Here is a 22,229-nt window from a genome sequence, read left to right on the forward strand (position 1 = left end):
GCAGGGTCGTTTGGGGTGGGGGTGTTTTAGGGGTTGGCGCGGGGGCCCCCGCCCCCCTTCAGGGGCGCGGGGAACCGCGCGGGGCGAAGAAAATCCCGCTCAGCCCGCCAGGAAGTCCCGCGCGATGTTCTCCGCGACCCGCTCCAGGATCGGCCCCGCGTCCGCGATGCACTTCGCGACGTCGGGCTCGATCTCGGTGAGGGGGTACGCACGGCGGATGCCGGCCTTGCCGAGAGCCTCCGGCCGCAGGGCGAGACGCCCGCAGACGGCGACGACCTCCTTGCCCGCCGCACGCGCGGCCGCGGCGACACCGGCGGGAGCCTTGCCATGAAGGGTCTGCTCGTCGAGCGAGCCCTCACCGGTGATCACCAGCGTCGCGCGGTCCAGCGCGGGTGCGAAGCCGAGGACGTCGAGCATGACCTCGATGCCGGGGCGGAAGCGGGCGCCGAGCACCAGGGCCCCGTACCCGATGCCGCCCGCGGCGCCCGCACCGGGCGCGGCGGCGTACTCGGCGGCCTTGGACCCGATGGTCTTCTCCAGCACCACGGCGAAGTGGGCGAGGGCCGCGTCCAGGGTGGCCACGTCGTCGGGGCTCGCGCCCTTCTGGGGGCCGTACACGGCGGGCGCGCCCTTGGGCCCGGTCAGCGGGTTGTCCACGTCGCTGGCGAGGACGAAGTCGACCGCGGAGATCCGGGCGTCGAGGCCGGTCAGGTCGGCGGTGACCACGTCGCGCAGCGCGGCCCCGCCGGGAGCCACCGGCTCACCGTCCGCGTCCAGGAAGCGCGCGCCGAGCGCGGACAGCATGCCCGCCCCGCCGTCCGTCGTGGCGCTGCCGCCGACGCCGAACACGATCGTGCGCGCACCGGCGTCCAGCGCGGCGCGCAGCAGCTCCCCGGAGCCGTACGTCGAGGACGTGAGCGGCGCGAAGACACCGGCGGGCAGCCGCTGCAACCCGCTCGCCTCGGCCATCTCCACGACCGCGGTGTCACCACGCAGCGCATACGCGGCCGTGACCTCGTCGCCCAGCGGCCCGGCGACCCGCACCTCACGCCGTTCGAAGCCGGCCGCGGCTGCCGCGTCGACGGTGCCGTCGCCGCCGTCGGCCACGGGCAGCGCCTCGACCTCGACGCGCGGTGCGATCCGGCGCAGTCCCGCCGTCACGCGCTCCGCGACCTGTACGGCCGTCAGCGATCCCTTGAACTTGTCCGCGGCGATGAGCACACGCGGGGTCCGATTCACAGCAGCGTCCGCCACCTTGCATTCCCCTTGCTTTCCGGGCCTTGCTCACGTCAAGGCAGTCGCGCCGCTGTGACCTTAACCGGAGGAAGCCCCCGCCGTCATGCCCCGCCCACTCTCCGGAACCACGCGCGGGCCGCGCCGACCGGCTCGCGGAATCCCGCGCGTGGCCGCCCGGAATTGGGTACACCGGAGCTATGACCCCTGTGGGCACTGAGCTCGCCGACCGCATCCTCGGGGGCTGGCTGGGCCGGATCGCGGGCAACATGCTCGGCAAGCCGGTCGAGCAGGGCGACCACTGGACGCGGGACCGGATCGACCGCTATCTGCGGCAGGCCGCTGCTCTGCCGCTCACCGACTATCTCCCCGAGCCCGCCGGCGACGGCGCCGCGAGCGACGAGTCCGCACTGCGTCCCGAGTGGCGGAGTTGCGTGCGCGGCCGGATCCACGGCAGCTGCCGGGACGACGACGTCGACTACGCCATCCTCGGGCTCCATCTCCTGGAGACCCACGGCTTCTCCTTCAGCACCGAACAGGTGGGCGACCTGTGGCTGCTGCGGCTGCCGTATCTGCAGACGTTCACCGCGGAGCGGGCCGCCTACCGCAACCTCGCCAATGGCCTGAAACCGCCGCTGACGGCGACGTACGAGAACCCCTACCAGGAGTGGATCGGCGCGCTCATCCGCGCCGACGTCTATGGCTGGACCTGCCCGGGGCTGCCGCGCCGCGCGGCGTCCCTGGCCCGCAGGGACGCCGTCCTCTCGCACACGGGCAACGGTGTGTACGGCGCGATGTGGGCGGCGGCGCTGATCTCCGCAGCCTTCACCGCGCCGACCGTCCGGCACGCGCTGGACACCGCGCTCACGGTCATCCCCGCGAGCTGCCGCCTCGCGCGCACCGTGCGCCGGGTGCTCACACTCCACGAGACCCGGATGACCTGGGAGGACACGCTCAGCACGGTGGCCGAGGAGACCGCGGGGCTGGGCTGGATCCACACGATCCCCAACGCCGGGGTCCTCACGGCGGGGCTTCTGTACGGCGATGGCGACTTCACCCGCACCATCACACTGACCGTCCGCGGCGGCCTGGACACCGACTCGAAGGGCGCGACCGCGGGCTCCGTCGCGGGCGTGCTGTGCGGGGCCGCGGCGGTCCCCTCGCAGTGGAAGGATCCCCTGGAGGACACCGTCCGCAGCGCGGTGTTCGGCTTCGACGGGGTACGGATCAGCGAACTGGCGTCGCGCACGGTCGCGCTGGCGGGCACCGAGGCCTAGACCGGCGCCGCTCCGTCGTGCGCCGCCGGCACCCGCAGGCGGCGACCTCGACGTGTCCTCCGTACGTCTGGCCTTGGAGGAGGCGCCCCGGCTCAGCCCGATCTGCCACTTCGCGAGCCCGGCAGCGAGTCCGAGGAACGGCTGCGGGAGCTGGTCACCCACCGTGGACGACCGCTCTCGCTACCCTTCGAGGATGAGCGCCTCAGACTTCGCCGCGTACATCGCCGGGCTGCCCCGCGTCCTCGCCGGGGCCGCCGCCCTCTTCCGTGACGCCGACGACCGTGTGCTGCTCGTCGAGCCGAACTACCGAGAGGGCTGGGCCCTTCCCGGCGGCACCGTCGAGTCGGACGACGGGGAGACTCCGCGCCAGGGAGCGCGCCGCGAGACCGCCGAGGAGATCGGCCTCGACGTCGAACTCGGACGGCTGCTCGCGGTGGACTGGGTGCACGGCACGGCCCGGCCGCCGCTGGTGGCGTATCTGTACGACGGTGGGGTCCTCGGCGAGCAGGAACTCAAGGCGATCCGGTTGCAGGAGGAGGAGCTGCTGTCCTGGCGCCTGGTGGCGCGCGAGGAGCTGGCCGAGTATCTGCCGGGTGCCCTGGGACGGCGCGTACTGGCCGGGCTCGACGTGCTGGCCGACGGCACGGGGGCGGCGGAGCTGGAGAACGGCCACCGCGTGAGCTGACCGGGCGCGGTTCGGCCCTCGACTCGGACCGCGGCGTCGCGCGGCCTGAGGTCCACCCCAGGCAGCGCGTGGTCGGGTTCGGCGACTCGGCGGAGATCACCCCGGACGGGACGCGGGTCGAACACGAGCCCGGATCAGATCGGGTTCCCGACGTTCTCGGGCCGGCCGGGTGCACGCGGCCTGATCGCCACCGTCCCGTCCGTGCTGTCGTCGGCCAGTGCCCGGATCAGCCCGTGGTCAGGGGAGAGCCGGCATGCGGGGTCCGTACGGGCGGCGTCCCCCGTGAGTGCGAACGCCTGGCAGCGGCAGCCGCCGAAGTCCTCGTCGCGGCGGGAACAGCTGCGGCAGGGTTCGGCCATCCAGCTGGTCCCGCGGTAGCGGGTGAACGCCTTGGAGTGGTCCCAGATCCAGGCCAGCGGATGGTCGCGGATGTTCGGTGGGTCCAGATCCGGCAGGGAGGCCGCGGCCGGGCAGGGCAGGACCGTCCCGTCCGGGGTGACGGTGAGCGAGACCGCTCCCCACCCGCCCATGCACGGCTTGGCGACACCGTCGAAGTAGTCGGGGACGACCCAGACGAGTTCGGGTCCCCCCGCCGGGTTCTCCTCACCTGCGGGGCCGGGGGAGAGCCTCTCGCGCCACCGCTCGACGGCGACCCGCGCCCGGGCGAGCTGGTCACGCGTGGGGAGCAGCGCGGCACGGTTGAGCAGACTCCAGCCGTAGAACTGGACGTTGGCCAGTTCGATGCGGTCCACACCCCAGGACAGACCCAGTTCGACGATGGCGTCGACGGCGTCGAGGTTCTCGCGGTGCAGGACGACATTGAGGCCGAGCGGGAGGCCGGCGGCCCGTACGAGCTCGGCGGCCCGTTCCTTCTCGGCGAAGGACCGGCGTCCGCCGATCCGGTCGGAAGCGCGTGGGTCGGCGTGCTGGACGGACAACTGGACGCTGCGCAGCCCGGCGTCGGCGAGCGCGGACAGCCGGGCCTGGTCCAGGCCTACGCCGCTGGTGACCAGCTGGGTGTAGATCCCGGCGGCCTCGGCCGCGGAGACGATCTGTTCCAGGTCTCGGCGCAGCAGCGGCTCGCCGCCCGAGAGATGCGTGTGGACGACGCCGAACTCTCCCGCTTGACGCATCACGTCCGTCCACTGCTCAGTGGTCAGCTCGCGCGAACGCCTCGTCAGCTCCAGCGGGTTGGAGCAGTACCCGCAGTGGAGGGGGCAGGCATGGGTGAGTTCGGCCAGCAGGGCCCACGGGCGGCCGGGTGCGGGGGCCGGAGCGGCGGGGACCGTCGGGTGATCGGCGGTGGTCATCGGAGCCAGCCCTCCGCGCGCAGACGCTCGAGGAAAGGAGGGACGTCGGTGGCCACGGGGGAATCGGGAAAGGCTTCGGCCAGTTCATCGACGATGTCGCGCACGCCGCGGGTGCCGTCGCACAGGTCGACGACCGGTCCGGCCCCGCCTGTCAGGACGACGACGCGTTCGGGAAGGAGCAGCAGGTCCTTGTCGCGTGCGTGGTCGTACCGCCGGACGATGGAGGGCGCCAGCACGGGCCGCCAGTCGGTGACCGCCGCCGCCCTCACAGCTGTCCCCGGCGGTCTGCCCGGTCCACGGCGTCGAGCAGCGACCACAGGACATCGCATTTGAAGCGCAGCGCGGTCACGGCACGCTCCTGGTCGTCCCGGGTGCGGGCCCAGCCGAGCACGAGGCCGAGTGCTTCGCTGCTGTCGCGCCGGCCTTGGGAGACACGGGCGCGGAAGTAGGCGAGGCCATCGGGTTCGATCCACGGGTAGTGACGTTCCAGGGCGTCTATGCGGGTGCGCATCAGGTCCGGCGCGGACAGTTCGGTCAGGGAGGCGGCGACGGCCTCGAGGGGTGAGCGGAGCCGGCAGAAGTTGACGTATCCGTCGACCGCCAGCCGTACGCCCGGCAGAACGGTGTCGGCGCACAGCAGCGTCTCGCGGTCCAGACCGGCCGCCTCGCCGAGCCGCAGCCACCGCTCGATGCCGCCCTCGCCGTCCCGCTGCCCGTCGTGGTCCTGGATGCGGCGCAGCCACATCCGGCGCAGGTCGGGGGTCTCCAGTTTGGCGGTGATGAGGGCGTCCTTGACGGGGATGTGGCGCTGGTAGTGGAAGCGGTTGGCGATCCAGCGGCGGAGCTCTTGCGGGCTGAGATCGCCGCTGTGCATCCGCAGGTTGAAGGGGTGGCGGTGGTGGTACCGCTCCTCCCCCACCGCGCGCAGTCGTGCCTCGAACTCCGCGGGGCTCCAGGGCTCCGCGAGCGGGGCGAGTGCCGTGTTCACAGCTCGATCACCATCCCGTCGTGCGCCACCTCGATGCCCAGCCGGGCGAGCCGCTTGTGCTGCGGCGCCGCCGGGTCGACGAGGGGGTTGGTGTTGTTGAGGTGCGTGTAGAGGCACCGGGCGGGGAGGGGGGCAAGTCGTTCGGCGGTGCCGTCGGGTCCCTCGATGGGCAGGTGGCCCATGCCGGTGGCGGTGCGGTCGGAGATGCCCGTGCGGCGGGGCTCCTCATCGTCCCAGAAGGTGCCGTCCACGATGACGCAGTCGGCCTCGGCGGCGGCCTGCTGGAGGCGGTCCGGCCACGCGGCCAGTGCCGGGGCGTAGAGCGCGGTCGCGCCGGAGCCGGGGTCGTACAGGCGCAGCGCGACGACCCACGCGTCGTCGTCCGGGGCGTCGGCGGCGTACCGCGGGCGCTTGCCCGACACCGGGATGCCGCTGATCTGCAGGCCCGACGTACCGCGGTCCAGCGGCTCGGCGCCGCGCCGCGGCAGCTCACGCAAGGTCAAGGAGGTGTACGGCGCCAGCACCTCGCCGAGGTGCAGGCGGCCCAGGAGGGCCTCACGGACCGGAGCCGTCGCGATCACCTCGAGGCGGTCCGCCTCTCGCAGCCGGGCGATGCCCAGGGTGTGGTCGAGTTCGGCGTCGGTGAGGACCACTCCGGCGACCGGGGTCTGCCGGGGGCCGGGCCCCGGGTGGAGTTCGGGCCGGCCCTCGATCTGGTCACCGATGTCGGGTGTCGCGTTGACGACGTACCAGCGGTCATCACCGGTCCGGACGGCGAGCGAGGCGTGACGGCGACGGCGCCGCGGGTGGGCGCGTGCCCCGGAGCATCCGGGGCACGCGCAGTTCCACTGAGGGATGCCGCCGCCGGCGGCCGTGCCGAGTACCAGCAGCAGCATGGCAGCGGCTAGCGGGAGCTGAGGGAGTAGGCGGTGACCTCGAGCGCGGTGTCGACGACCTCGTAGGCGGGTGCCTGCCAGGTGGTCTTGTCCGTCTCCCTCGTGGCGGTCCACTCGACCGGCTTCGTCTGTTCCTTGGTTTCGTTCATCGGCCGTACGTCCTTTCCGTTGGGGTCACTCGATGGGGACGCTGGGGGTCACTTGATGGGGACGCGGAGGACCTTGTCCTTGCCGTATCCGAGGTCGCTGGTGCCCAGCCACAGTTCGTTCGCGCCGGGGACCTTGGCGATGGCGCGCAGCCGGCCGTACGTGCCGGCGTAGAACTCGGTCTTCGTACCGACTCGCTCGGTGTCCCCGTCGATCGGGATGCGCCACAGCCGCTGGCCGCGGAGCGACGACACGTACATGACGTTGTTCACGATGGCGAGCTGGGCGGGCACGCCCTTGTCCGGGGTGAAGGTGGCCTTCGGGTTGGTCATGCCCTTGACGTCGCAGGAGCCCTCGCAGTTGGGCCAGCCGTAGTCGGCGCCGGGCTTGATCAGGTTGACCTCGTCCCACGTCTGCTCGCCGATCTCCGCCGACCACAGCCGGCCCTTGCGGTCCCAGGCCAGGCCCTGCGGATTGCGATGGCCGTAGCTGTAGACGTGGTTGCCGAACGGGTTGCCGGGGGCCGCGGCGCCGGTCTTGGTGATCCGGAGGATCTTTCCGTTGAGCGAGTTCTTGTCCTGCGCGAGTTTCGACTGGAGGGCGTCGCCGGTCGAGACGTAGAGATATCCGTCGGGACCGAAGGCGATCTTGCCGCCGTTGTGGTCCCCACCGCGCCTGATGCCGGTGAGCACCGGCGTGTAGTTGCTGAGTGATGTGCCGTCGTAGTCCATCCTGACGACCCGGGTCTCGCTCTGCGTGGTGTGCACGAAGAACACCTGCTTGTCCTTCTTGCCGTCCCAGGTCGGTGAGGGAGCGACACCCAGCAGCCCGCCGGAGCCCTCCTCATAGGGCTCGGGCACCGTGTAAGGCACCTCGCCGACCCGGTTCTTGGTGCCGTCGCGGTCGACGCGGTAGACCTGGTAGGACAGCCGCTCGGTCACCAGCGCCGAACGTCCGTCCGGCAGGAACGAGATGCCCCAGGGGTTGGCCCAGCCCGTGGACAACGTGCTGACGTCGGCCGGTGTACCGCCGTCGACGGCGGCGTCCAGGGCGGCATCCGTAGCCGCAGCGGTGGTGGGTGTTACTGCGGCTGCCGACACCGGCGGCAACAGGCCGGCTGCCAGCAGGGCGGCTGCGGCGGCCAGCGAGGTTATGCCGGACCGGGATCCATGCCGCACCGAGCGGCCTGAATGTGGCATATCGACACCTTTCCTTCATGGTTTCCGAGCGATCCGTGGTGGTGCGGCGTGCCCACACGCCCGTGGAAACAGTGACCTTCTGAAGAACCGCGCCGCTCTGCAATGCAGCCTTGGCGATGCACGACCGACCTGCGACCGGTGTTGCGCCACCAGGGTGAGGAGCCTCGAGGCGCGCGGGGCTGACAGTGAGTCATCCGCGGCGGTGCCCCTGCGTGACCGCGGGTCCCTCGTGCCGCGGGAGGCCGTTCGACAGTTCCTCCACGAGGGAGCCGCCTCGGCACCGCGAGACGTGTCGCTCGGGCTCACCCGGGCTCATCTACGAGGGCTCAAAAAAAATCGGACGGGGATGTCGAGAACCCGTGACTGGCTCCGTCCCCGTAGTGAACGCGACCACAATGGGTCGCATCAGCACCGAGGAGAACCACGATGGCCAAGTACTTGCTGCTCAAGCACTACCGCGGCGCTCCGGCTCCGGTCAACAACGTGCCCATGGACCAGTGGACGCCGGCGGAGATCTCGTCTCACGTGAAGTACATGCAGGACTTCGCGGCCCGGCTCGAGGGGACCGGCGAGTTCGTCGACGCTCAGGGGCTCGCCCCCGAGGGGACGTTCGTACGGTACGACGGCGAGGGTCGACCGCCGGTCACCGACGGCCCGTTCGCCGAGACCAAGGACCTCATCGCCGGCTGGATGGTGATCGACGTCGACAGCTACGAGCGCGCCGTCGAGCTGGCCGGGGAACTGTCGGCCGCCCCCGGGGCGGACGGGAAGCCGATCCACGAGTGGGTGGAGCTGCGCCCGTTCATGGCCGCGCCGCCCACCATCACGGAGTGACCTCGCCGATGAACGAGGCCCTGCTCAGGAGCCTCACGCCGAGCGTGCTCGGCATCCTCGTCCGCCGCGGAGCCGACTTCGCGGCGGCCGAGGACGCCGTGCAGGACGCGCTGATCGAGGCGGTCCGCGTCTGGCCGGCCGGCGCGCCGCGGGACCCCAAGGGCTGGCTGGTCACCGTGGCCTGGCGCCGGTTCCTCGACGCGACGCGGGCGGACGCCGCCCGCCGCCGGCGTGAGGACCTCGTCGACGAGGAGCCGGCGCCCGGGCCCGCGCCCACGGTGGACGACACGCTCCAGCTCTACTTCCTGTGCGCCCATCCGTCGCTGACGCCGTCGTCCGCGGTCGCGCTCACGCTGCGCGCCGTCGGCGGGCTGACCACCCGCCAGATCGCCCAGGCCTATCTGGTGCCCGAGGCGACCATGGCGCAGCGCATCAGCCGCGCCAAACGCACCGTCTCCGGCATGGGGGTCTCCCCTGCTCGAGCGAAGCCGAGAGCTCGGGGAAGGTTCGACCAGCCCGGCGACGTCGCCACCGTGCTGCGCGTCCTCTACCTGGTCTTCAACGAGGGCTACTCCGGCGACGTCGACCTCGCCGCCGAGGCCATCCGGCTCACCCGGCAGCTCGCGGCCGCGATCGACCACCCCGAGGTGGCGGGGTTGCTCGCCCTCATGCTGCTCCACCACGCCCGGCGCGCCGCCCGGACCGCGCCCGACGGCAGCCTGGTGCCGCTCGCCGAGCAGGACCGCGGCCGGTGGGACACCGAGTCGATCGCCGAGGGCGTCGAGATCCTGCAGGCGGCCCTCGCCCGCGACCGGCTGGGCGAGTTCCAGGCCCAGGCCGCCATCGCGGCACTCCACGCCGACGCGCCCGCCGCCGAGGAGACCGACTGGGTGCAGATCGTCGAGTGGTACGACGAGCTCGCGCGCCTGACCGACAGCCCGGTCGTCCGGCTCAACCGCGCGGTGGCCGTCGGCGAGGCCGACGGACCGCGCGCGGGCCTGGCGGCGCTCGTGGCGCTGGACGAGTCGCTGCCCCGCCATGCCGCGGTGGCCGCGTACCTGCACGAGCGCGACGGCGACCTGGCGACGGCGGCACGGCTGTACGCCGAGGCGGCCAGAAAGGCACCCAACCTCGCCGAGCGCGACCACCTGACGCGCCAGGCCGCCCGGCTCAACGCGCGTGTGCGCCCCTGACGGGGTGTGCGGCTCTGACTCGGCGGTCGGTGTGGCTGCCGCCCCCGAATCCGTTCGCCCCCGTGGGGATGGGCGTCCTACCCTCGGCCTATGGACAAGCCCCTCGTCGCCATCCTCAGTGGTGCCGGCGTCTCCACCGATTCCGGGATACCTGACTATCGCGGCCCGAACGGGCTGTGGCGGCGGGACCCGGCGGCCGAGAAGCTCGTCACGTACGAGTACTACATGGAGGATCCGGAGATCCGGCGGCGGTCCTGGCAGATGCGGCGCAAGAACCGCACCTTGCGGGCGCAGCCGAACGCGGCGCACCTGGCCGTGGCCGAGCTGGAGCGGTCCGGGGTACCGGTCCGGGTGATCACGCAGAACGTGGACGGGCTGCACCAGCTCGCCGGGATGCCCGCCCGCAAGGTGCTCGAGCTGCACGGGACCGCGCGGAGTGTGATGTGCACGAAGTGCCATGCGCGCGGGCCGATGGAAGACGCGCTGGCACGGGTCGAGGCCGGTGAGGAGGATCCGGCCTGTCTGGAGTGCGGTGGGATCCTCAAGTCGGCGACGGTGATGTTCGGCGAGCGGCTCGACCCGGTGGTGCTGGGCGAGGCGGTCGCCATCACCAAGGCCTGCCAGGTGTTCATCGCCGTCGGGAGCAGCCTCCAGGTGCAGCCCGCCGCGGGGCTCGCCGGCCTCGCCGCCGACCATGGCGCCCGGCTGATCATCGTCAACGCCGAGCCGACACCGTACGACGACCGCGCCGACGAAGTCGTACGGGAGCCGATCGGCACCGCGCTGCCCGAACTCCTGCGCAGTCTCGGCGAGCGGCAGAGCGACTGACTGGGGCCGCCGGTCGGAGCGGCTAGAAGAGAGCCGCTCCGCTCTCGAAGTCCAGCAGCCGCTTCTTGCGGTCCAGGCCGCCGCCGTATCCCGTGAGGCTGCCGTTCGCGCCGACCACGCGGTGGCAGGGCACGATGATGCCGATCGGGTTCTTGCCGTTGGCGAGGCCGACCGCGCGCGAGGCGGCCGGATTGCCGAGCGACTCCGCCAGTTCACCGTACGAACGGATCTCGCCGTACGGGATCTGCCGGAGCTGGTCCCAGACGCCGCGCTGGAAGGGCGTCCCGTCCATGCGCAGTTCGAGGGTGAACTCCTTCAACTCGCCCGCGAAGTAGGCCCGTAGCTGGTCGATCGCCTCGCCGAAGGGCGTCTCGTCGCGTTCGCCGAAGGTCTCCTCGGGCGGGCGATGGCGCTGGCCGACCATGTAGAGGCCGGACAGGACACCGTCCGTGGCGACGAGGGTCAGAGGTCCGTACGGGCTGTCGATGACCGTGTGCTGTTTCACTGAACGTCCTAACGTCCCTATACCGGGAGGAAGTTGATCGGGTGACTGTCGGTCGCCCACAGGTACTGGACGGCGTACGCGCGCCAGGGGCGCCAGGCCGCGGCGCGTGCCGTGAGGGCGGTCGGGGTGGACGGGAGCCCCAACTCCTGTGCGGCACGCCGGATTCCGAGGTCGGTGGGGAGGAAGGCGTCGGGATCGCCGAGGGCGCGCATGGCGATCACATCGGCCGTCCAGGGGCCGAACCCAGGAAGCGCCAACAACCGGGCGCGCGTCTCCGTCCAGTCGCTCTCCAGTCCCAAGTGGAGAGCTCCGTCGGCGAGTTGGCGTACGAGGGTGGTGAAGGTGGTGCGCCGAGTCTGCGGCATGGCGAGGGACTCGGGGTCGAGCGCGGCGAGCGCCTCGGTCGAGGGGAAGAGATGGCTGAGGCCGCCCTCGGGGTCGTCGACCGGTTCGCCGTGCGCGGTGACCAGTCGGGCCGCGTGGGTGCGGGCCGCGGCCGTGGAGACCTGCTGGCCGAGCACGGCGCGTACGGCGAACTCCGACTCGTCGACCGTGCGCGGCACCCGGCGGCCGGGCGCCTTGTCGACGAGCGGGGCGAGCAGCGGGTCGGTGCGCAGCTGCTCGTCGACCGCCACCGGGTCGGCGTCCAGGTCGAGCATGCGGCGGCAGCGGCTGATGGCGACGGGCAGGTCGCGCAGGTCGCTGAGGGTGAGGCGGCAGGCGATGTGGTCCGCCTTCGGGGTCAGGGCGACGATTCCGTTCCCGTACGGCAGCCGCAGGGTCCTGCGGTACGCCCCGTCGCGCCACTCCTCCACACCGGGTACGGCGGTCGCCGCGAGGTGGCCGAAGAGGTTGTCGGGGTTGAGCGGGGCACGGAAGGGGAGCCGGAGGCTCAGCACGCCAGGGGTGCCCGGGGCACTCTTCTTCGGAACCCTGGTGCGCAGCTCGCTCGGCGCCAGCGCGAAGACCTCGCGCACGGTGTCGTTGAAGGTGCGGATGGAGGAGAACCCGGCGGCGAAGGCGATCTCCGCCATCGGGAGCGGGGTGGTCTCGATGAGCAGCCGCGCGGTCTGGGCGCGCTGGGCGCGGGCCAGCGCCAGCGGTCCTGCGCCGAGTTCGGCGAGGAGCTGCCGCTCGATCTGGCGGGTGCTGTAGCCGAGCCGGGCGGCCAGACCCGGTACGCCCTCGCGGTCCACGACGCCGTCGCCGATCAGCCGCATCGCGCGGGCCACCAGGTCGGCGCGCTGGTTCCACTCGGGCGAGCCGGGGCTGGTGTCCGGTCGGCAGCGTTTGCAGGCCCGGAAGCCGGCCTGCTGGCAGGCGGCCGCGCTCGGGTAGAAGGTCATGTTCTCCGGCTTCGGCGGCACCACCGGGCAGCTGGGCCGGCAGTAGATCCGTGTGGTCACCACCGCCGTGAAGAACCATCCGTCGAAGCGCGCGTCCTTCGACCGGACGGCGCGCACGCAACGCTCGATGTCGGTGTGCATCCCGTTCTGCATGCCTCAAGCATCGGGCACGTCCAGGGGTGGGGCTGGCGAGAAAACGACATCTACCTGGCCGGACCGGCGGCTGGGCCGCGCCCTACTTCCGCCACGCGGATTCCCGGAGCAGCCTAAGTCCGTTCAGGCCGACCAGGACGGTGGAACCCTCGTGACCCGCGACGCCGAGCGGCAGCGGGAGGTGGCCGAGGAGGTCCCACAGGACGAGGGCGGTGATGAACGTACCCGCGAGGACCAGGTTCTGGGTGACCAGGCGGCGGGCGGCGCGGGAGAGACGTACGACGGTGGGGATGGCCGCGAGTTCGTCGCGGACGACGACGGCGTCGGCGGTGTCCAGGGCGAGGTCGGAGCCGGCGCGGCCCATCGCGATCGACGTGTGGGCGGCGGCCAGCGCGGGAGCGTCGTTGACGCCGTCGCCGACGAACAGCACCTTGCGGCCCGTCTGCTGGAGGTGCCGTACGGCGTCGGCCTTGTCCTGGGGCAGCAGACCGGCGCGTACGTCGGTGATGCCGGTGGCGGTGGCCACCCGGGCGGCGGCGCGCGGGTTGTCGCCGGTGAGCAGGACGGGTGTGGCGCCCGTCAGGGCGGTGAGCGCGGCGGCCGACTCGGGGGCGTCGGGGCGCAGGCGGTCGGTGAGCAAGAGGCTGCCGACGGAGGTGCCGTCGCGTGCCACGAGGACGACCGTGGCGTCCGTGTCGGAGTGCGTGTCCGGTCGGCCGACCGTGATGGCGTGGCCGTCGATCGTAGCCGTGACGCCGTGGCCCGGCTGTGCCGTGAAGTCGTCGGCGGGTGCGAGGCGCAGGCCGCGGGACCGGGCGGCGGCGACGATCGCGCGGGCGAGCGGATGTTCGCTGGGGTGCTCCGCGGCGGCCGCCAGGGCGAGCAGGGCGTCCTCGTCCAGCCCCGAGTCCGGCGCCGGACGTAGGGCCGTCACCTCGGGCGCGCCCTCGGTCAGGGTGCCGGTCTTGTCGAGGGCGGCCAGGTCGATCTCGCCGAGGCGTTCCATGGCGACGGCCGACTTGACCAGGACGCCGTGCCGTCCCGCGGTGGCGATGGCGGAGAGCAGCGGCGGCATGGTGGCCAGGACGACCGCGCACGGGGAGGCGACGATCATGAAGGTCATCGCCCGCAGCAGCGCGCCGGTGAGGTCCGCGCCGAAGGCGAGGGGCACCGCGAAGACGGCCAGGGTCGCGGCCACCACGCCCACCGCGTACCGCTGTTCGACCTTCTCGATGAACAGCTGGGTCGGCGCCTTGGTGCGCGAAGCCTCCTCCACGAGGGTGACGATGCGGGCGATCACCGAATCGGCGGGGTCGCGTTCGACGCGCACGCGCAATGCGCCGGTGCCGTTCAGGGTGCCCGCGAAGACCTCGTCGCCGGGGGTCTTGAGGACCGGCAGCGGTTCGCCGGTGATGGTCGCCTGGTCGGCCTCGCTGATGCCGTCGAGAACCCGCCCGTCGGCTCCGACGCGCTCCCCGGGCCGGATCAACAGCACGTCGCCGACGGCGAGTTGACCGGTGGGGACCGACTCCTCCCCCTCGGGTGTCACCCGCGTCGCCGTGGCGGGCGCCAGGTCGAGCAGTCCCCGTACGGAGTCGGCGGTGCGTGCGGTGGCCAGGGCCTCCAGCGCGCCGGAGGTGGCGAAGATGACGATCAGCAGGGCGCCGTCCAGGACCTGCCCGATCGCGGCGGCGCCCAGGGCCGCGACGATCATCAGCAGATCGACGTCCAGGGTCTTCTCGCGCAGCGCGCGCAGTCCTTCCCGGGCGGGCTCCCAGCCTCCGGCGGCGTACGCGATCACGTAGAGCGGACCGTACGTCCACCCCGGAGCGCCGCCGAGGTGCAGGGGGAGCGCGAGGAGGAAGGCGACGGTCGCGAGGAGCGCCCAGCGGGCCTCCGGCAGCGCGAGGGCGCGGGTGCGGCGGCGTGGGGTCGCGGGGGCCGGCCGGTCGGTGACGGGGGCCGGGGCGAGAGTGGGAGACACACGGCCACCATACAGGAACGCATGAAGACTCATTCATATCTTCATATGCGGTGGGTAAGATACGGCCCATGGGTCATGGAGCCGTCACCGCCGCGCAGGACGCGACCGAGCGCGTACGTCTGGACGCGGCCAACGTCGCGAAGGTGGCGACCACGCTCCAGGCACTGTCGACCCCGTCCCGCCTGCTGATCCTCGCCCGGCTGCGCGAAGGGCCGCTCCCGGCGACGGAGTTGGCCACGGCGGTGGGCATGGAGCAGTCCGCCTGCTCGCACCAGCTGCGACTGCTGCGCAACCTGGGCCTGGTGGTCGGCGAACGGAGCGGACGCTCGGTGGTGTACGCGCTGCACGACCACCATGTCGCCGAACTCCTCGACCAGGCGGTCTACCACGTGGAGCATCTGCGCCTCGGGCTGAGTGACACGCCCGAGTGATGTGACGCCATCGGCGCCACCGCTACCCGTCCCCTCCTTACGGGGCTCGGGTTCTCCCCGTCCCTGTCTCGGGCCCGGGCCCTTCCGTCAGCGGGGCTCCTCGCCCTGGGCCACCTCCACCTCGTGATGGAAGGCGAGGACGCCTGCCGCCGAGGCGCCGGCCGAGACGGCGGCGCAGACGGCGAGGAGCAGGGCGATCCAGGAGGCGGCCCGGTGGCGCGGGGGCGAGCTGAGGAGGGCGGCGACACGCTGGGGGACGGGGCCGGTGGTGGCCGCGGGGGCGAAGTCGGGGCGGACGGAGTGGGACGCCCGGGTGGCCAGGGCGGCACGGGCGATGGCACGGGCGGTCAGGCGCCGGTCCCCCACCGCGGCGGCGGCGGCCTCGTCGGCGGCACGCTCGGCGGCGAGCGCGATGACCGGGCGGACCGGGCGCAGGCCCGGGTGACAGTGGGCCGCGAGTTCGGCCGCGACGAGGAAGCGGTGGTGGCCGCCCGCGTTGTGGGCCCGCTCATGGGCGAACAGCGCCTCGCGTTCATCGGCCCCGAGGCTGCGGAGCATCGCGGTGGTCACGACGATGCGGTTCGGGCGGCCCGGCAGGGCGTACGCGTCAGGGTGCGGCGACTCGATGACGCACAGGTCGCCCGCGGCGGGCCGACGGTCGGCCTGGGTGCGGGCGGCGCGGAAGGCGCGCAGCTGATGCAGGGCCGAGCGCACGAGGGTCCAGGCACCGACGGTGAGGACGCCGGTGGCGGCCGCCGCCGCGGGCAGCACGACCAGGTCGGAGAAGGTACGCAGGGGGTGGATGAGGTCGCCGACACCCGCGAAGACCGGCAGCTTGAGCAGGCCCGTCAGGACCAGCGCGCCGAGCGCGGCCACGGAGGCTCCGGCGAGCACCACGACGGCGAGCGTCAGCGCCCACAGCGCGGCCACGGGCGCGAGACGATCGAGGCAGCGCCGGGCCAGCACCGGCACCGCGAAGGGCACCAGCAGCGGGATCAGCAGCAGAGCCGTCATCGCCGTCATTCTTCACCGGATTCCAGCAGATCGCGCAGCAGACGCTCGTCGTCGGGGCTGAGCTGGGCGACGAACCGGGCCAGTGCCGTCTCACGGTCTTCGTCCCGGTCGAGTTCGCTGTGCATGCGCCGGGCGGTGAGACCGTGCGGATCCTGCACGGGGAAGTACGCGTAGCCCCGGCCCTGCCGCTCCCGGCCGACCACGCCCTTCTCGTGCAGCCGGGACAGGATCGTCGTCACCGTCGTACGGGCCAGGCCGGAGTCCAGTTCCCGCTGTACGCGCCCGGGGGTGAGCGGTGCGCCGGCGGCCCACAGAGCGGCCATCACACTGGCCTCGAGCTCGCCCGCCGGTCGGCGTTCGTCCTTCGCGCTGGTCATGGAACGATCCTCACCCCGCCATCGTCTACAGTGCAGTAGACCGTCTACAGGATTGTAGTCACTCGGGTGCGTCTCGACCGTACCCGCCCCGTCCAGTATGAGAGGGCCCACGCCGATGGCCGCACCTTTGTTCGCAGCGTCACAGCTCGCCGTGAATATTCTGAGCGCCCAGTCCCTGCTCGCCGCCTTCGGTGTGCTGGGCGTGGGCGTGGTGATGTTCGCGGAGACCGGCCTGCTGATCGGCTTCTTCCTGCCCGGTGACTCCCTGCTGTTCACGGCGGGCCTGCTGTGCACCGGATCGGGGCACGGCGGTCTGAAGCTGTCGCTGGCCCCCCTCCTGGTCGCCGCCGCCGTGGGCGCGCTGGCCGGCTCGCAGACCGGCTATCTGATCGGGCGGAAGGCGGGCGGCGCCCTGCTCGCCCGCAGCAGCTCGCCCCGGCTGCACGCGGGCGCGAAGCGCGCCGAAGAGCTGCTGGAGCGCTACGGATACGCGAAGGCGATCGTGCTGGCCCGCTTCGTGCCCGTGGTGCGTACGGTGCTCAACCCCATGGCGGGCGCGCTGCAGGTGCCGGTGCGGACCTTCACCCTGTGGCAGGTGATCGGCGGACTCGTCTGGAGCCTCGGCCTCACCCTCGCGGGCTACGCGCTGGGCTCGTCGATTCCGAACGTCGACCGCTATCTGCTCCCGATCATCGCGGTGATCGTCATCGTCTCCCTGATCCCGCTCGCCGCCGAGCTGTACCGCTCCCGTCGGGCGGCCGCCGCGGAGAAGGGGGTCCAGGGATGATCCTCGCCTTCGACGGCTCCTCGATCGACGGCTCCGCCTACACCTATGTGGTGGATCTCGCGCAGGACTCCCCCTCGTGGCTGGACAGTCTGGTGTCCGCGTGGTCGACGTACGGGCTCGGGCTGTTCGCGGTGCTGATGCTCCTGGGCTGGTGGCAGGCGCGGCGGGTGAGCGCCCGGGCTTCGCTGATCGCGCTCGCCGTCCCGGTGATCGTGGTCGTGGCGTACGCGGTGGACTCGGTGTTCAAGTCGCTGGTCCGCGAGGACCGCCCCTGTCAGAGCCTGCACGTGAAGACGCTGGAGGCGTGTCCGGCGCCGGGCGACTGGTCGTTCCCCAGCAATCACACGGTCATCGCCGCCGCGGCCGCCGTCGCCCTGCTCTTCGTCTCCCGCCGCCTCGGCACGGTCGCGGTGGCGGCCGCCTGCGCGATGGCCGTGTCCCGCGTCTGGGTGGGCGTGCACTACCCGCACGACGTGGTGGCCGGAATGCTGATCGGCACGCTGATCGCCATGCTGCTGACGGCGGGGTTGCGGCGGCTCCCCGAGACCCTGGCGCGCCGCCTCACGGGCTCACGGCTGAGGCCCCTGCTGGTCGCGCCGCACCTCGCAGAGGCGACGACGTACGAGACCAGGTGACGTACGAGACCAGGTGAGGCGCGAAGCCAGGTGACGTACGAAACCGGGTGAAGGAGAGGCATGCGGCACAGGATCCTGGTCGTGGAGGACGATCACGCCCTGCGTGACGTCCTGCTGCGCGGCCTGCGGGACGAGGGCTTCGACACCGTGCCCGCCCGGGACGGCGCGACCGCGCTGCGGCTGGCCGGGGACGACGTCGACGCGGCGGTACTCGACGTGGGGCTGCCCGACGCGGACGGCCGTGACGTCTGCCAGGCGATCCGGGCCAACGGCTTCCTCTCCCCCGTCATCTTCCTGACCGCCCATCACCACCTCACGGACCGGCTGGCCGGCTTCTCCGCCGGGGGCGACGACTATCTCCCCAAGCCGTTCCATCTCACGGAGCTGGCCGCCCGGCTGCGGGCGGCCCTCAAGCGCTCCGGCTCGGTGCCGACGGCGACGACCGGTGACGTGGTCCTCGACCCGGTCGGGCACAGCCTGACCGTGCGAGGCACCGAGGTCAGCCTCACCCCCACGGAGTTCCGGCTGCTGGCGGCGCTCATCGCGGCGTCCGGGGACATCGTGCGCAGACGGGAGCTGATCAGGGCGGGCTGGCCCGAGGGAGCCCAGGTCAGCGACAACACGCTCGACCAGTATCTGACCCGGCTGCGTCGCAAGCTGCGGGACAGCGGCAGCGAGCTGACCCTCACCACCGCGCGCGGTATCGGGCACCGCCTGTCATGAGGGCGTTCCTCTCGCGGTGCTGGCCGCGCACCCTGCGCGGCCGGCTCTCCCTGGTCGCGCTGACCACCGCCACGCTGCTGATGGTGATCCTCACCGTCGCGTTCAACACCGTCGTACAGCGGCACCTTCAGCACCAGGCGGACGACGAGCTGCGCACGCGGGGCGCCGCCGTCGCCGCGACCGTCGACACCAGCGGACCCCGGGTGCGCATCCTGGAGACGCCGGGCGAGGAGCTCCTCGACACGAACGTGTGGATCTACGCGGACGGCCGGCTCCTCGAGAAGCCCCCGTCCGCCACGGCCACCGGCCCGTTGACCCGCGCCGCCGACCGGCTGGCCGCGCAGGGCGGCCGGAGCTGTGTCACCACCCACAGCCACGATCCGGTCCGGCTGTGCTCACGGCCGGTGCCCGGCGACAAGGGGGCGGCGGTCGTCGTGACCGCGCTGGACCTGTCCCCCTACCGCAGCTCGGCCGACACCCTGCTGCTCGCATCGCTGGCACTCGACGCGGTCATGCTCGCCTGTACGTACGCGCTGACGCGCCTGGCGGTCCGGCGCGCGCTGCGTCCCGTGCACACCATGACCGAACACGCCACCCAGTGGAGCGCCATAGCCTCCAAGGAGCGCTTCGGGAGCGTGGCCCGGCCCACCGAACTCGCCCAGCTCGGCGGGTCGCTGGACGCGCTCCTGGACCGTATCCGCGCGCTGCTGCGGCATGAGCAGCAGCTCACCCGGGAGCTCTCGCACGAGCTGCGCAATCCACTGGCCCGGATCATCGCCGAGCTCGACTGGTGGCAGGCCCGCCCCCGTTCCGCCGCCGACACCCGGACCACGCACGAGGCCATCGCCGACGCCGCCCAGTCCATGCGCACGATCTGCGACACCCTCCTGGACGACGCCCGCGACGGCGCGGACGCCGCCCCGGGCACCAGCGACGTGCTGCCGGTACTGCGCCGGCTCGCGGACCGCGCCGCGACAACGGAGAAAGTGACGACGGAGAAAGTGACGACGGAGAAGGTGGAGGTCGTCGTCACCGGACAGGACGACGGGCTGTCGGCCGGGGTGCCGGACGCGCTCCTGGAGCGCATCGTCAGCCCTCTGCTCGACAACGCGGTGCGGCACGCGCGGGCGCGGGTCGAGATCCGGGCCCGCGCGCGCCCCGGTGGCGTACGCGTCGATGTCACGGACGACGGCCCGGGCGTACCCGCGTCGTTCGCGCCGCAGCTGTTCCAGCCGGGGCGCCGCGCCGATCCCGGGGACGGACACGGCGGAGCGGGCCTGGGGCTGCCGCTCTCGCGACGCCTGGCCCGCTCCGCCGGCGGTGAGGTGCACCACGAGGAGCGGCACGGCTCGGGCGCGACGTTCGTGGTCAGCCTTCCTGCGGGGTGAGTTCGGCCTTGATGACGTCCCGGCGGGTCACCGAGAGGTAGACGACCAGGCCGAGGATGACCGCGAGGAACAGCACGCTGGTGACCACGGTGCCGAAGCCCAGGCCGCCGTCGCCGGTCGGCTGCGACAGGTAGTCGCCGATCGAGGCGCCGAGCGGGCGGGTGAGGATGTACGCGATCCAGAAGCTCAGCACCGCGTTCAGGCCGAGCGCGAAGTGCGCGACGGCGATCGCGGCGATCGCGAGGCCGAACAGGACGGCGGAGACCCAGTAGCCGAGGGCCATCTTCTCGGCGACGAGGTCACCGGCCGCGGTGCCCAGCGCGAAGGTGAACAGCACGGCCAGCCAGTAGTAGGCCTCGCGGGACACCGTGTCGATGCTGTGGATGGACAGGGTCTTCTCGCGGCTGTACCAGACGCCGAAGACGACGGCGAGGGCGACGGCGAAGACCGCGGTGCTGGTCTCCAGCGGCACGCCCATGTTGTCGGTGAGGTTGTCGCTGATCAGGGTGCCGACGACGCTGATCAGGGCCACGGCGAGCCAGTAGACACCGGGCCGGTAGGCCTTCGTGCGGAACTGGACGACGAGGACCACCACCAGCAGCGCGCTCATCAGCAGCGACACACCGGTCAGGCCCAGGCCCAGCTTCTCGTTCAGCATGTCCGCCGCGGTCTCGCCGACCGTCGTGCACAGCACCTTGATGATCCAGAAGTACGCGGTGACTTCGGGAACCTTGTTCCAGCGGATGCGGGGGCCGGGGGCGGCTTCGGCGCGGCCGTACGCCGCGGTCGCCTCGGCAGTCTCAGAAGTCTCGTATGTCATGCGACGGGACCCTGCCAGCCGGTCCCTGAACACATCCTGACTACCCGAGCGGCGGTCCCGACTGCCCGGCGGGCTCCTCCTGGCGGACCGGGACGAGGAGGGTGAACGTGGTGGGGTCGCCGCCGGCCAGGAACAGCCTGCCGCCCAGGGAGACGGCCAGGTCCCGGGCGAGGGCGAGGCCGATGCCCGTACCGCCCGTGCCGGCGCCCGTGTGCCCGCGGGCGAAGAGGCGGGCCGGTCCGGTGCGCAGGGTGCCCTCGTCGGCGACGTCGAAGGCGAGGGCGTCGTCGAGGTCACGGACGGCGACGCGGACGCTGCCGTGTCCGTGGGTGCGGGCGTTGTCCAGCAGGACGCCGAGGATCTCCGCGACGGGCCCGCCCGGGACCCGTACACCGGCGGGGGCGTCCTGGACGGCGCAGTCCAGGCGTCTGCCGTCCTGGGCGAAGAGCCCGTGCCACCGCTCCTCGGTCTCCTCCAGGAGCCGGGCCACCGGCCGGTCCGGCACCGTCCGGTGCGGCGGGCCGGGCGAGCCGGCCAGGCGCAGCACCTCCTCCACCGTGTGGTGCAGGCGGCGGGTGGCGGCCAGTGCCTCCTCCAGGACCGGCCGCAGCCGGTCGTCGTCCTGTGCGAGGCCCGCCTCCAGGGTGAGCTGGAGACCGGTCAGCGGGGTGCGCAGCTGGTGGGAGGCGTTGGCGGTGAAATCCCGCTCGTGCCGCAGGAGTTCGGACAGGCTGTGCAGCATGTCGTTGTGTGTGCGGGCGACCTGGTCGATCTCGGCGATGGTGCTGGGGGCCGCCCGGGCGGTCAGATCGCCCTCGGTCACGGCCCGGGAGTGCCGGGACAGGTCCTCCAGCGGCGCTGCGAGCACCCGGGCCTGACGACGGGCGACGAGGACGGCGACGGTGAGCGCGAGCACGGCCGCGCCGAGCAGCGCCGCCCAGCCGAGGAGGACACGGTCGCGGACGGCCGACACGGCGGAGGAGACCCGGACGACGCCGATGACCTCCTCGGCGTGGGACACGGGGACGGCGACGACGAGTTCGCCGCCCGTCCGGTCCCGTGCGATGACCCCGCGAAGCGCGTGGCGGACCGCCGCGTCGCCGCCGCGGGGGCCGCCGCCCGCGCGCAGGGCGAGTTCCGGGTCGTACAGGCCGAGGCGTTCGCCCGCTCCCGGTGACGGCAGTTCCGCCGGGTCCCCGGTCCGGTAGTCCGGGTTCACGCGGACGGCGGCCGCCAGGGCCGCCCGTTCGAGGGTGTCCCGCTGGTCGGCGTACAGGGAGGACCGGATGGCGAGGGCCAGCGGGATCGCGAGGAGGACCAGCGCGACCAGCACCGCGGTGACGGCCACCCGCACGACGCGCTGTCTCATGCCCTCATCATGCGGGCCGCCCACCCGTTCGCGCGCCGCCCGCCGCGCGCTTTTGCCGTCGTCTAACCCTCGCCGGGCCGGGCGTTAACCGGCCGGATCCTAGCGTC

General features: G+C 72.6%; 24 protein-coding genes. 10 read left to right on the forward strand and 14 right to left on the reverse strand.

The window, feature by feature from the left end; all coding sequences use genetic code 11:
* Window positions 1-99: 99 nt before the first annotated feature.
* Complete coding sequence (locus tag ACFVXA_RS30955) at window positions 100-1,239, reverse strand: glycerate kinase (protein ID WP_362025067.1); 1,140 nt, start codon at window positions 1,237-1,239, stop codon at window positions 100-102.
* A 194-nt stretch (window positions 1,240-1,433) separates the two neighbouring features.
* Here ACFVXA_RS30955 and ACFVXA_RS30960 point away from each other — a divergent pair, with 194 nt between their 5' ends.
* Together ACFVXA_RS30960 and ACFVXA_RS30965 are read left to right on the forward strand one after the other, a co-directional pair.
* The gene (locus tag ACFVXA_RS30960) at window positions 1,434-2,510 is read left to right on the forward strand and encodes an ADP-ribosylglycohydrolase family protein (RefSeq protein ID WP_390027841.1); all 1,077 of its coding nucleotides are present in this window, start codon (window positions 1,434-1,436) and stop codon (window positions 2,508-2,510) included.
* A gap of 193 nt (window positions 2,511-2,703) precedes the next feature.
* Window positions 2,704-3,195, forward strand: coding sequence for an NUDIX domain-containing protein (locus tag ACFVXA_RS30965; RefSeq protein WP_383743603.1), 492 nt, complete (start codon window positions 2,704-2,706; stop codon window positions 3,193-3,195).
* A 134-nt stretch (window positions 3,196-3,329) separates the two neighbouring features.
* Here the strand turns inward: ACFVXA_RS30965 and pqqE are convergent, their stop codons facing one another.
* The 6 genes from pqqE to ACFVXA_RS30995 are packed head-to-tail and all read right to left on the reverse strand — an operon-like array spanning window position 3,330 to window position 7,735.
* On the reverse strand, window positions 3,330-4,505 hold the full coding sequence (pqqE, locus tag ACFVXA_RS30970; protein ID WP_390027844.1) for a pyrroloquinoline quinone biosynthesis protein PqqE: 1,176 nt from the start codon (window positions 4,503-4,505) through the stop codon (window positions 3,330-3,332).
* On the reverse strand, window positions 4,502-4,774 hold the full coding sequence (gene pqqD / locus ACFVXA_RS30975) for a pyrroloquinoline quinone biosynthesis peptide chaperone PqqD (RefSeq protein ID WP_390027846.1): 273 nt from the start codon (window positions 4,772-4,774) through the stop codon (window positions 4,502-4,504). The genes pqqE and pqqD overlap by 4 nt, the downstream gene beginning before the upstream one ends.
* Complete coding sequence (pqqC, locus tag ACFVXA_RS30980) at window positions 4,771-5,493, reverse strand: pyrroloquinoline-quinone synthase PqqC (RefSeq protein ID WP_362025053.1); 723 nt, start codon at window positions 5,491-5,493, stop codon at window positions 4,771-4,773. Before pqqC ends, pqqD begins: the two co-directional genes overlap by 4 nt.
* Window positions 5,490-6,389: a pyrroloquinoline quinone biosynthesis protein PqqB gene (pqqB, locus tag ACFVXA_RS30985; protein ID WP_390027848.1), complete on the reverse strand. Its 900-nt coding sequence runs from the start codon at window positions 6,387-6,389 to the stop codon at window positions 5,490-5,492. The genes pqqC and pqqB overlap by 4 nt, the downstream gene beginning before the upstream one ends.
* A gap of 8 nt (window positions 6,390-6,397) precedes the next feature.
* Window positions 6,398-6,538, reverse strand: coding sequence for a pyrroloquinoline quinone precursor peptide PqqA (gene pqqA, locus ACFVXA_RS30990; RefSeq protein WP_362025047.1), 141 nt, complete (start codon window positions 6,536-6,538; stop codon window positions 6,398-6,400).
* Window positions 6,539-6,586: 48 nt separating this feature from the next.
* Complete coding sequence (locus tag ACFVXA_RS30995; RefSeq protein WP_383743591.1) at window positions 6,587-7,735, reverse strand: PQQ-dependent sugar dehydrogenase; 1,149 nt, start codon at window positions 7,733-7,735, stop codon at window positions 6,587-6,589.
* A 426-nt stretch (window positions 7,736-8,161) separates the two neighbouring features.
* On the opposite strand from ACFVXA_RS30995, the gene ACFVXA_RS31000 reads away from it, so the two are divergent.
* The 3 genes from ACFVXA_RS31000 to ACFVXA_RS31010 all read left to right on the forward strand — a co-directional run bounded on the left by ACFVXA_RS31000 (window position 8,162) and on the right by ACFVXA_RS31010 (window position 10,590).
* Entirely contained in the window at window positions 8,162-8,569 is a 408-nt protein-coding gene (locus ACFVXA_RS31000) for a YciI family protein (RefSeq protein WP_383743588.1), read from the forward strand.
* A gap of 8 nt (window positions 8,570-8,577) precedes the next feature.
* A complete protein-coding gene (locus ACFVXA_RS31005; protein ID WP_390027931.1) occupies window positions 8,578-9,762 on the forward strand; it encodes an RNA polymerase sigma factor in 1,185 nt (394 codons plus the stop codon).
* 90 nt (window positions 9,763-9,852) lie between these two features.
* On the forward strand, window positions 9,853-10,590 hold the full coding sequence (locus tag ACFVXA_RS31010; protein WP_390027850.1) for an NAD-dependent deacetylase: 738 nt from the start codon (window positions 9,853-9,855) through the stop codon (window positions 10,588-10,590).
* Window positions 10,591-10,612: 22 nt separating this feature from the next.
* Here ACFVXA_RS31010 and ACFVXA_RS31015 read toward each other — a convergent pair whose 3' ends face one another.
* The 3 genes from ACFVXA_RS31015 to ACFVXA_RS31025 form a co-directional block, all read right to left on the reverse strand.
* Window positions 10,613-11,095 carry a methylated-DNA--[protein]-cysteine S-methyltransferase gene (locus ACFVXA_RS31015; protein WP_362025037.1) on the reverse strand — a complete coding sequence of 161 codons (483 nt, stop codon included), beginning with the start codon at window positions 11,093-11,095 and terminating at the stop codon, window positions 10,613-10,615.
* 17 nt (window positions 11,096-11,112) lie between these two features.
* Complete coding sequence (locus ACFVXA_RS31020; RefSeq protein ID WP_390027853.1) at window positions 11,113-12,594, reverse strand: AlkA N-terminal domain-containing protein; 1,482 nt, start codon at window positions 12,592-12,594, stop codon at window positions 11,113-11,115.
* An 82-nt stretch (window positions 12,595-12,676) separates the two neighbouring features.
* The gene (locus tag ACFVXA_RS31025; protein ID WP_389746021.1) at window positions 12,677-14,611 is read right to left on the reverse strand and encodes a heavy metal translocating P-type ATPase; all 1,935 of its coding nucleotides are present in this window, start codon (window positions 14,609-14,611) and stop codon (window positions 12,677-12,679) included.
* Between the two features lie 35 nt (window positions 14,612-14,646).
* On the opposite strand from ACFVXA_RS31025, the gene ACFVXA_RS31030 reads away from it, so the two are divergent.
* Window positions 14,647-15,009, forward strand: a complete 363-nt coding sequence (locus ACFVXA_RS31030) for a metalloregulator ArsR/SmtB family transcription factor (RefSeq protein WP_362025028.1) — start codon at window positions 14,647-14,649, stop codon at window positions 15,007-15,009.
* A gap of 87 nt (window positions 15,010-15,096) precedes the next feature.
* Here ACFVXA_RS31030 and ACFVXA_RS31035 read toward each other — a convergent pair whose 3' ends face one another.
* On the reverse strand, window positions 15,097-16,023 hold the full coding sequence (locus tag ACFVXA_RS31035; RefSeq protein ID WP_362025026.1) for a M48 family metalloprotease: 927 nt from the start codon (window positions 16,021-16,023) through the stop codon (window positions 15,097-15,099).
* A gap of 5 nt (window positions 16,024-16,028) precedes the next feature.
* Window positions 16,029-16,400, reverse strand: coding sequence for a BlaI/MecI/CopY family transcriptional regulator (locus tag ACFVXA_RS31040; protein WP_362025022.1), 372 nt, complete (start codon window positions 16,398-16,400; stop codon window positions 16,029-16,031).
* A gap of 115 nt (window positions 16,401-16,515) precedes the next feature.
* On the opposite strand from ACFVXA_RS31040, the gene ACFVXA_RS31045 reads away from it, so the two are divergent.
* Genes ACFVXA_RS31045 through ACFVXA_RS31060 form a run of 4 tightly spaced genes read left to right on the forward strand, consistent with a single transcriptional unit; the run spans window position 16,516 to window position 19,933 of the window.
* Entirely contained in the window at window positions 16,516-17,187 is a 672-nt protein-coding gene (locus tag ACFVXA_RS31045; RefSeq protein ID WP_362025019.1) for a DedA family protein, read from the forward strand.
* Entirely contained in the window at window positions 17,184-17,822 is a 639-nt protein-coding gene (locus ACFVXA_RS31050; RefSeq protein ID WP_390027855.1) for a phosphatase PAP2 family protein, read from the forward strand. Before ACFVXA_RS31045 ends, ACFVXA_RS31050 begins: the two co-directional genes overlap by 4 nt.
* A 60-nt stretch (window positions 17,823-17,882) precedes the next feature.
* A complete protein-coding gene (locus ACFVXA_RS31055) occupies window positions 17,883-18,545 on the forward strand; it encodes a response regulator transcription factor (protein ID WP_362025013.1) in 663 nt (220 codons plus the stop codon).
* On the forward strand, window positions 18,542-19,933 hold the full coding sequence (locus tag ACFVXA_RS31060) for a sensor histidine kinase (protein WP_383743565.1): 1,392 nt from the start codon (window positions 18,542-18,544) through the stop codon (window positions 19,931-19,933). Before ACFVXA_RS31055 ends, ACFVXA_RS31060 begins: the two co-directional genes overlap by 4 nt.
* On the opposite strand, the gene ACFVXA_RS31065 is transcribed toward ACFVXA_RS31060, so the two are convergent.
* Both ACFVXA_RS31065 and ACFVXA_RS31070 read right to left on the reverse strand, forming a co-directional pair.
* Entirely contained in the window at window positions 19,914-20,753 is an 840-nt protein-coding gene (locus tag ACFVXA_RS31065; protein ID WP_362025007.1) for a hypothetical protein, read from the reverse strand. The two genes, ACFVXA_RS31060 and ACFVXA_RS31065, sit on opposite strands and share 20 nt — an antisense overlap.
* 40 nt (window positions 20,754-20,793) lie before the next feature.
* Window positions 20,794-22,122, reverse strand: coding sequence for a HAMP domain-containing sensor histidine kinase (locus ACFVXA_RS31070; protein ID WP_362025004.1), 1,329 nt, complete (start codon window positions 22,120-22,122; stop codon window positions 20,794-20,796).
* Between the last annotated feature and the right edge of the window lie 107 nt (window positions 22,123-22,229).

The organism is Streptomyces sp. NPDC058246 (assembly GCF_042881985.1).
Taxonomy (GTDB): domain Bacteria; phylum Actinomycetota; class Actinomycetes; order Streptomycetales; family Streptomycetaceae; genus Streptomyces.

Bases quoted from the DNA above. Each gene is read 5' to 3' on its own strand.
- ACFVXA_RS30960 (WP_390027841.1), top strand. From the start codon at position 1,434: ATGACCCCTGTGGGCACTGAGCTCGCCGACCGCATCCTCGGGGGCTGG.
- ACFVXA_RS30965 (WP_383743603.1), top strand. From the start codon at position 2,704: ATGAGCGCCTCAGACTTCGCCGCGTACATCGCCGGGCTGCCCCGCGTC.
- pqqE (WP_390027844.1), bottom strand. From the start codon at position 4,505: ATGACCACCGCCGATCACCCGACGGTCCCCGCCGCTCCGGCCCCCGCA.
- pqqB (WP_390027848.1), bottom strand. From the start codon at position 6,389: ATGCTGCTGCTGGTACTCGGCACGGCCGCCGGCGGCGGCATCCCTCAG.
- pqqA (WP_362025047.1), bottom strand. From the start codon at position 6,538: ATGAACGAAACCAAGGAACAGACGAAGCCGGTCGAGTGGACCGCCACG.
- ACFVXA_RS30995 (WP_383743591.1), bottom strand. From the start codon at position 7,735: ATGCCACATTCAGGCCGCTCGGTGCGGCATGGATCCCGGTCCGGCATA.
- ACFVXA_RS31000 (WP_383743588.1), top strand. From the start codon at position 8,162: ATGGCCAAGTACTTGCTGCTCAAGCACTACCGCGGCGCTCCGGCTCCG.
- ACFVXA_RS31005 (WP_390027931.1), top strand. From the start codon at position 8,578: ATGAACGAGGCCCTGCTCAGGAGCCTCACGCCGAGCGTGCTCGGCATC.
- ACFVXA_RS31010 (WP_390027850.1), top strand. From the start codon at position 9,853: ATGGACAAGCCCCTCGTCGCCATCCTCAGTGGTGCCGGCGTCTCCACC.
- ACFVXA_RS31020 (WP_390027853.1), bottom strand. From the start codon at position 12,594: ATGCAGAACGGGATGCACACCGACATCGAGCGTTGCGTGCGCGCCGTC.
- ACFVXA_RS31025 (WP_389746021.1), bottom strand. From the start codon at position 14,611: ATGAGTCTTCATGCGTTCCTGTATGGTGGCCGTGTGTCTCCCACTCTC.
- ACFVXA_RS31030 (WP_362025028.1), top strand. From the start codon at position 14,647: ATGGGTCATGGAGCCGTCACCGCCGCGCAGGACGCGACCGAGCGCGTA.
- ACFVXA_RS31035 (WP_362025026.1), bottom strand. From the start codon at position 16,023: ATGACGGCTCTGCTGCTGATCCCGCTGCTGGTGCCCTTCGCGGTGCCG.
- ACFVXA_RS31040 (WP_362025022.1), bottom strand. From the start codon at position 16,400: ATGACCAGCGCGAAGGACGAACGCCGACCGGCGGGCGAGCTCGAGGCC.
- ACFVXA_RS31045 (WP_362025019.1), top strand. From the start codon at position 16,516: ATGGCCGCACCTTTGTTCGCAGCGTCACAGCTCGCCGTGAATATTCTG.
- ACFVXA_RS31050 (WP_390027855.1), top strand. From the start codon at position 17,184: ATGATCCTCGCCTTCGACGGCTCCTCGATCGACGGCTCCGCCTACACC.
- ACFVXA_RS31055 (WP_362025013.1), top strand. From the start codon at position 17,883: ATGCGGCACAGGATCCTGGTCGTGGAGGACGATCACGCCCTGCGTGAC.
- ACFVXA_RS31060 (WP_383743565.1), top strand. From the start codon at position 18,542: ATGAGGGCGTTCCTCTCGCGGTGCTGGCCGCGCACCCTGCGCGGCCGG.
- ACFVXA_RS31065 (WP_362025007.1), bottom strand. From the start codon at position 20,753: ATGACATACGAGACTTCTGAGACTGCCGAGGCGACCGCGGCGTACGGC.
- ACFVXA_RS31070 (WP_362025004.1), bottom strand. From the start codon at position 22,122: ATGAGACAGCGCGTCGTGCGGGTGGCCGTCACCGCGGTGCTGGTCGCG.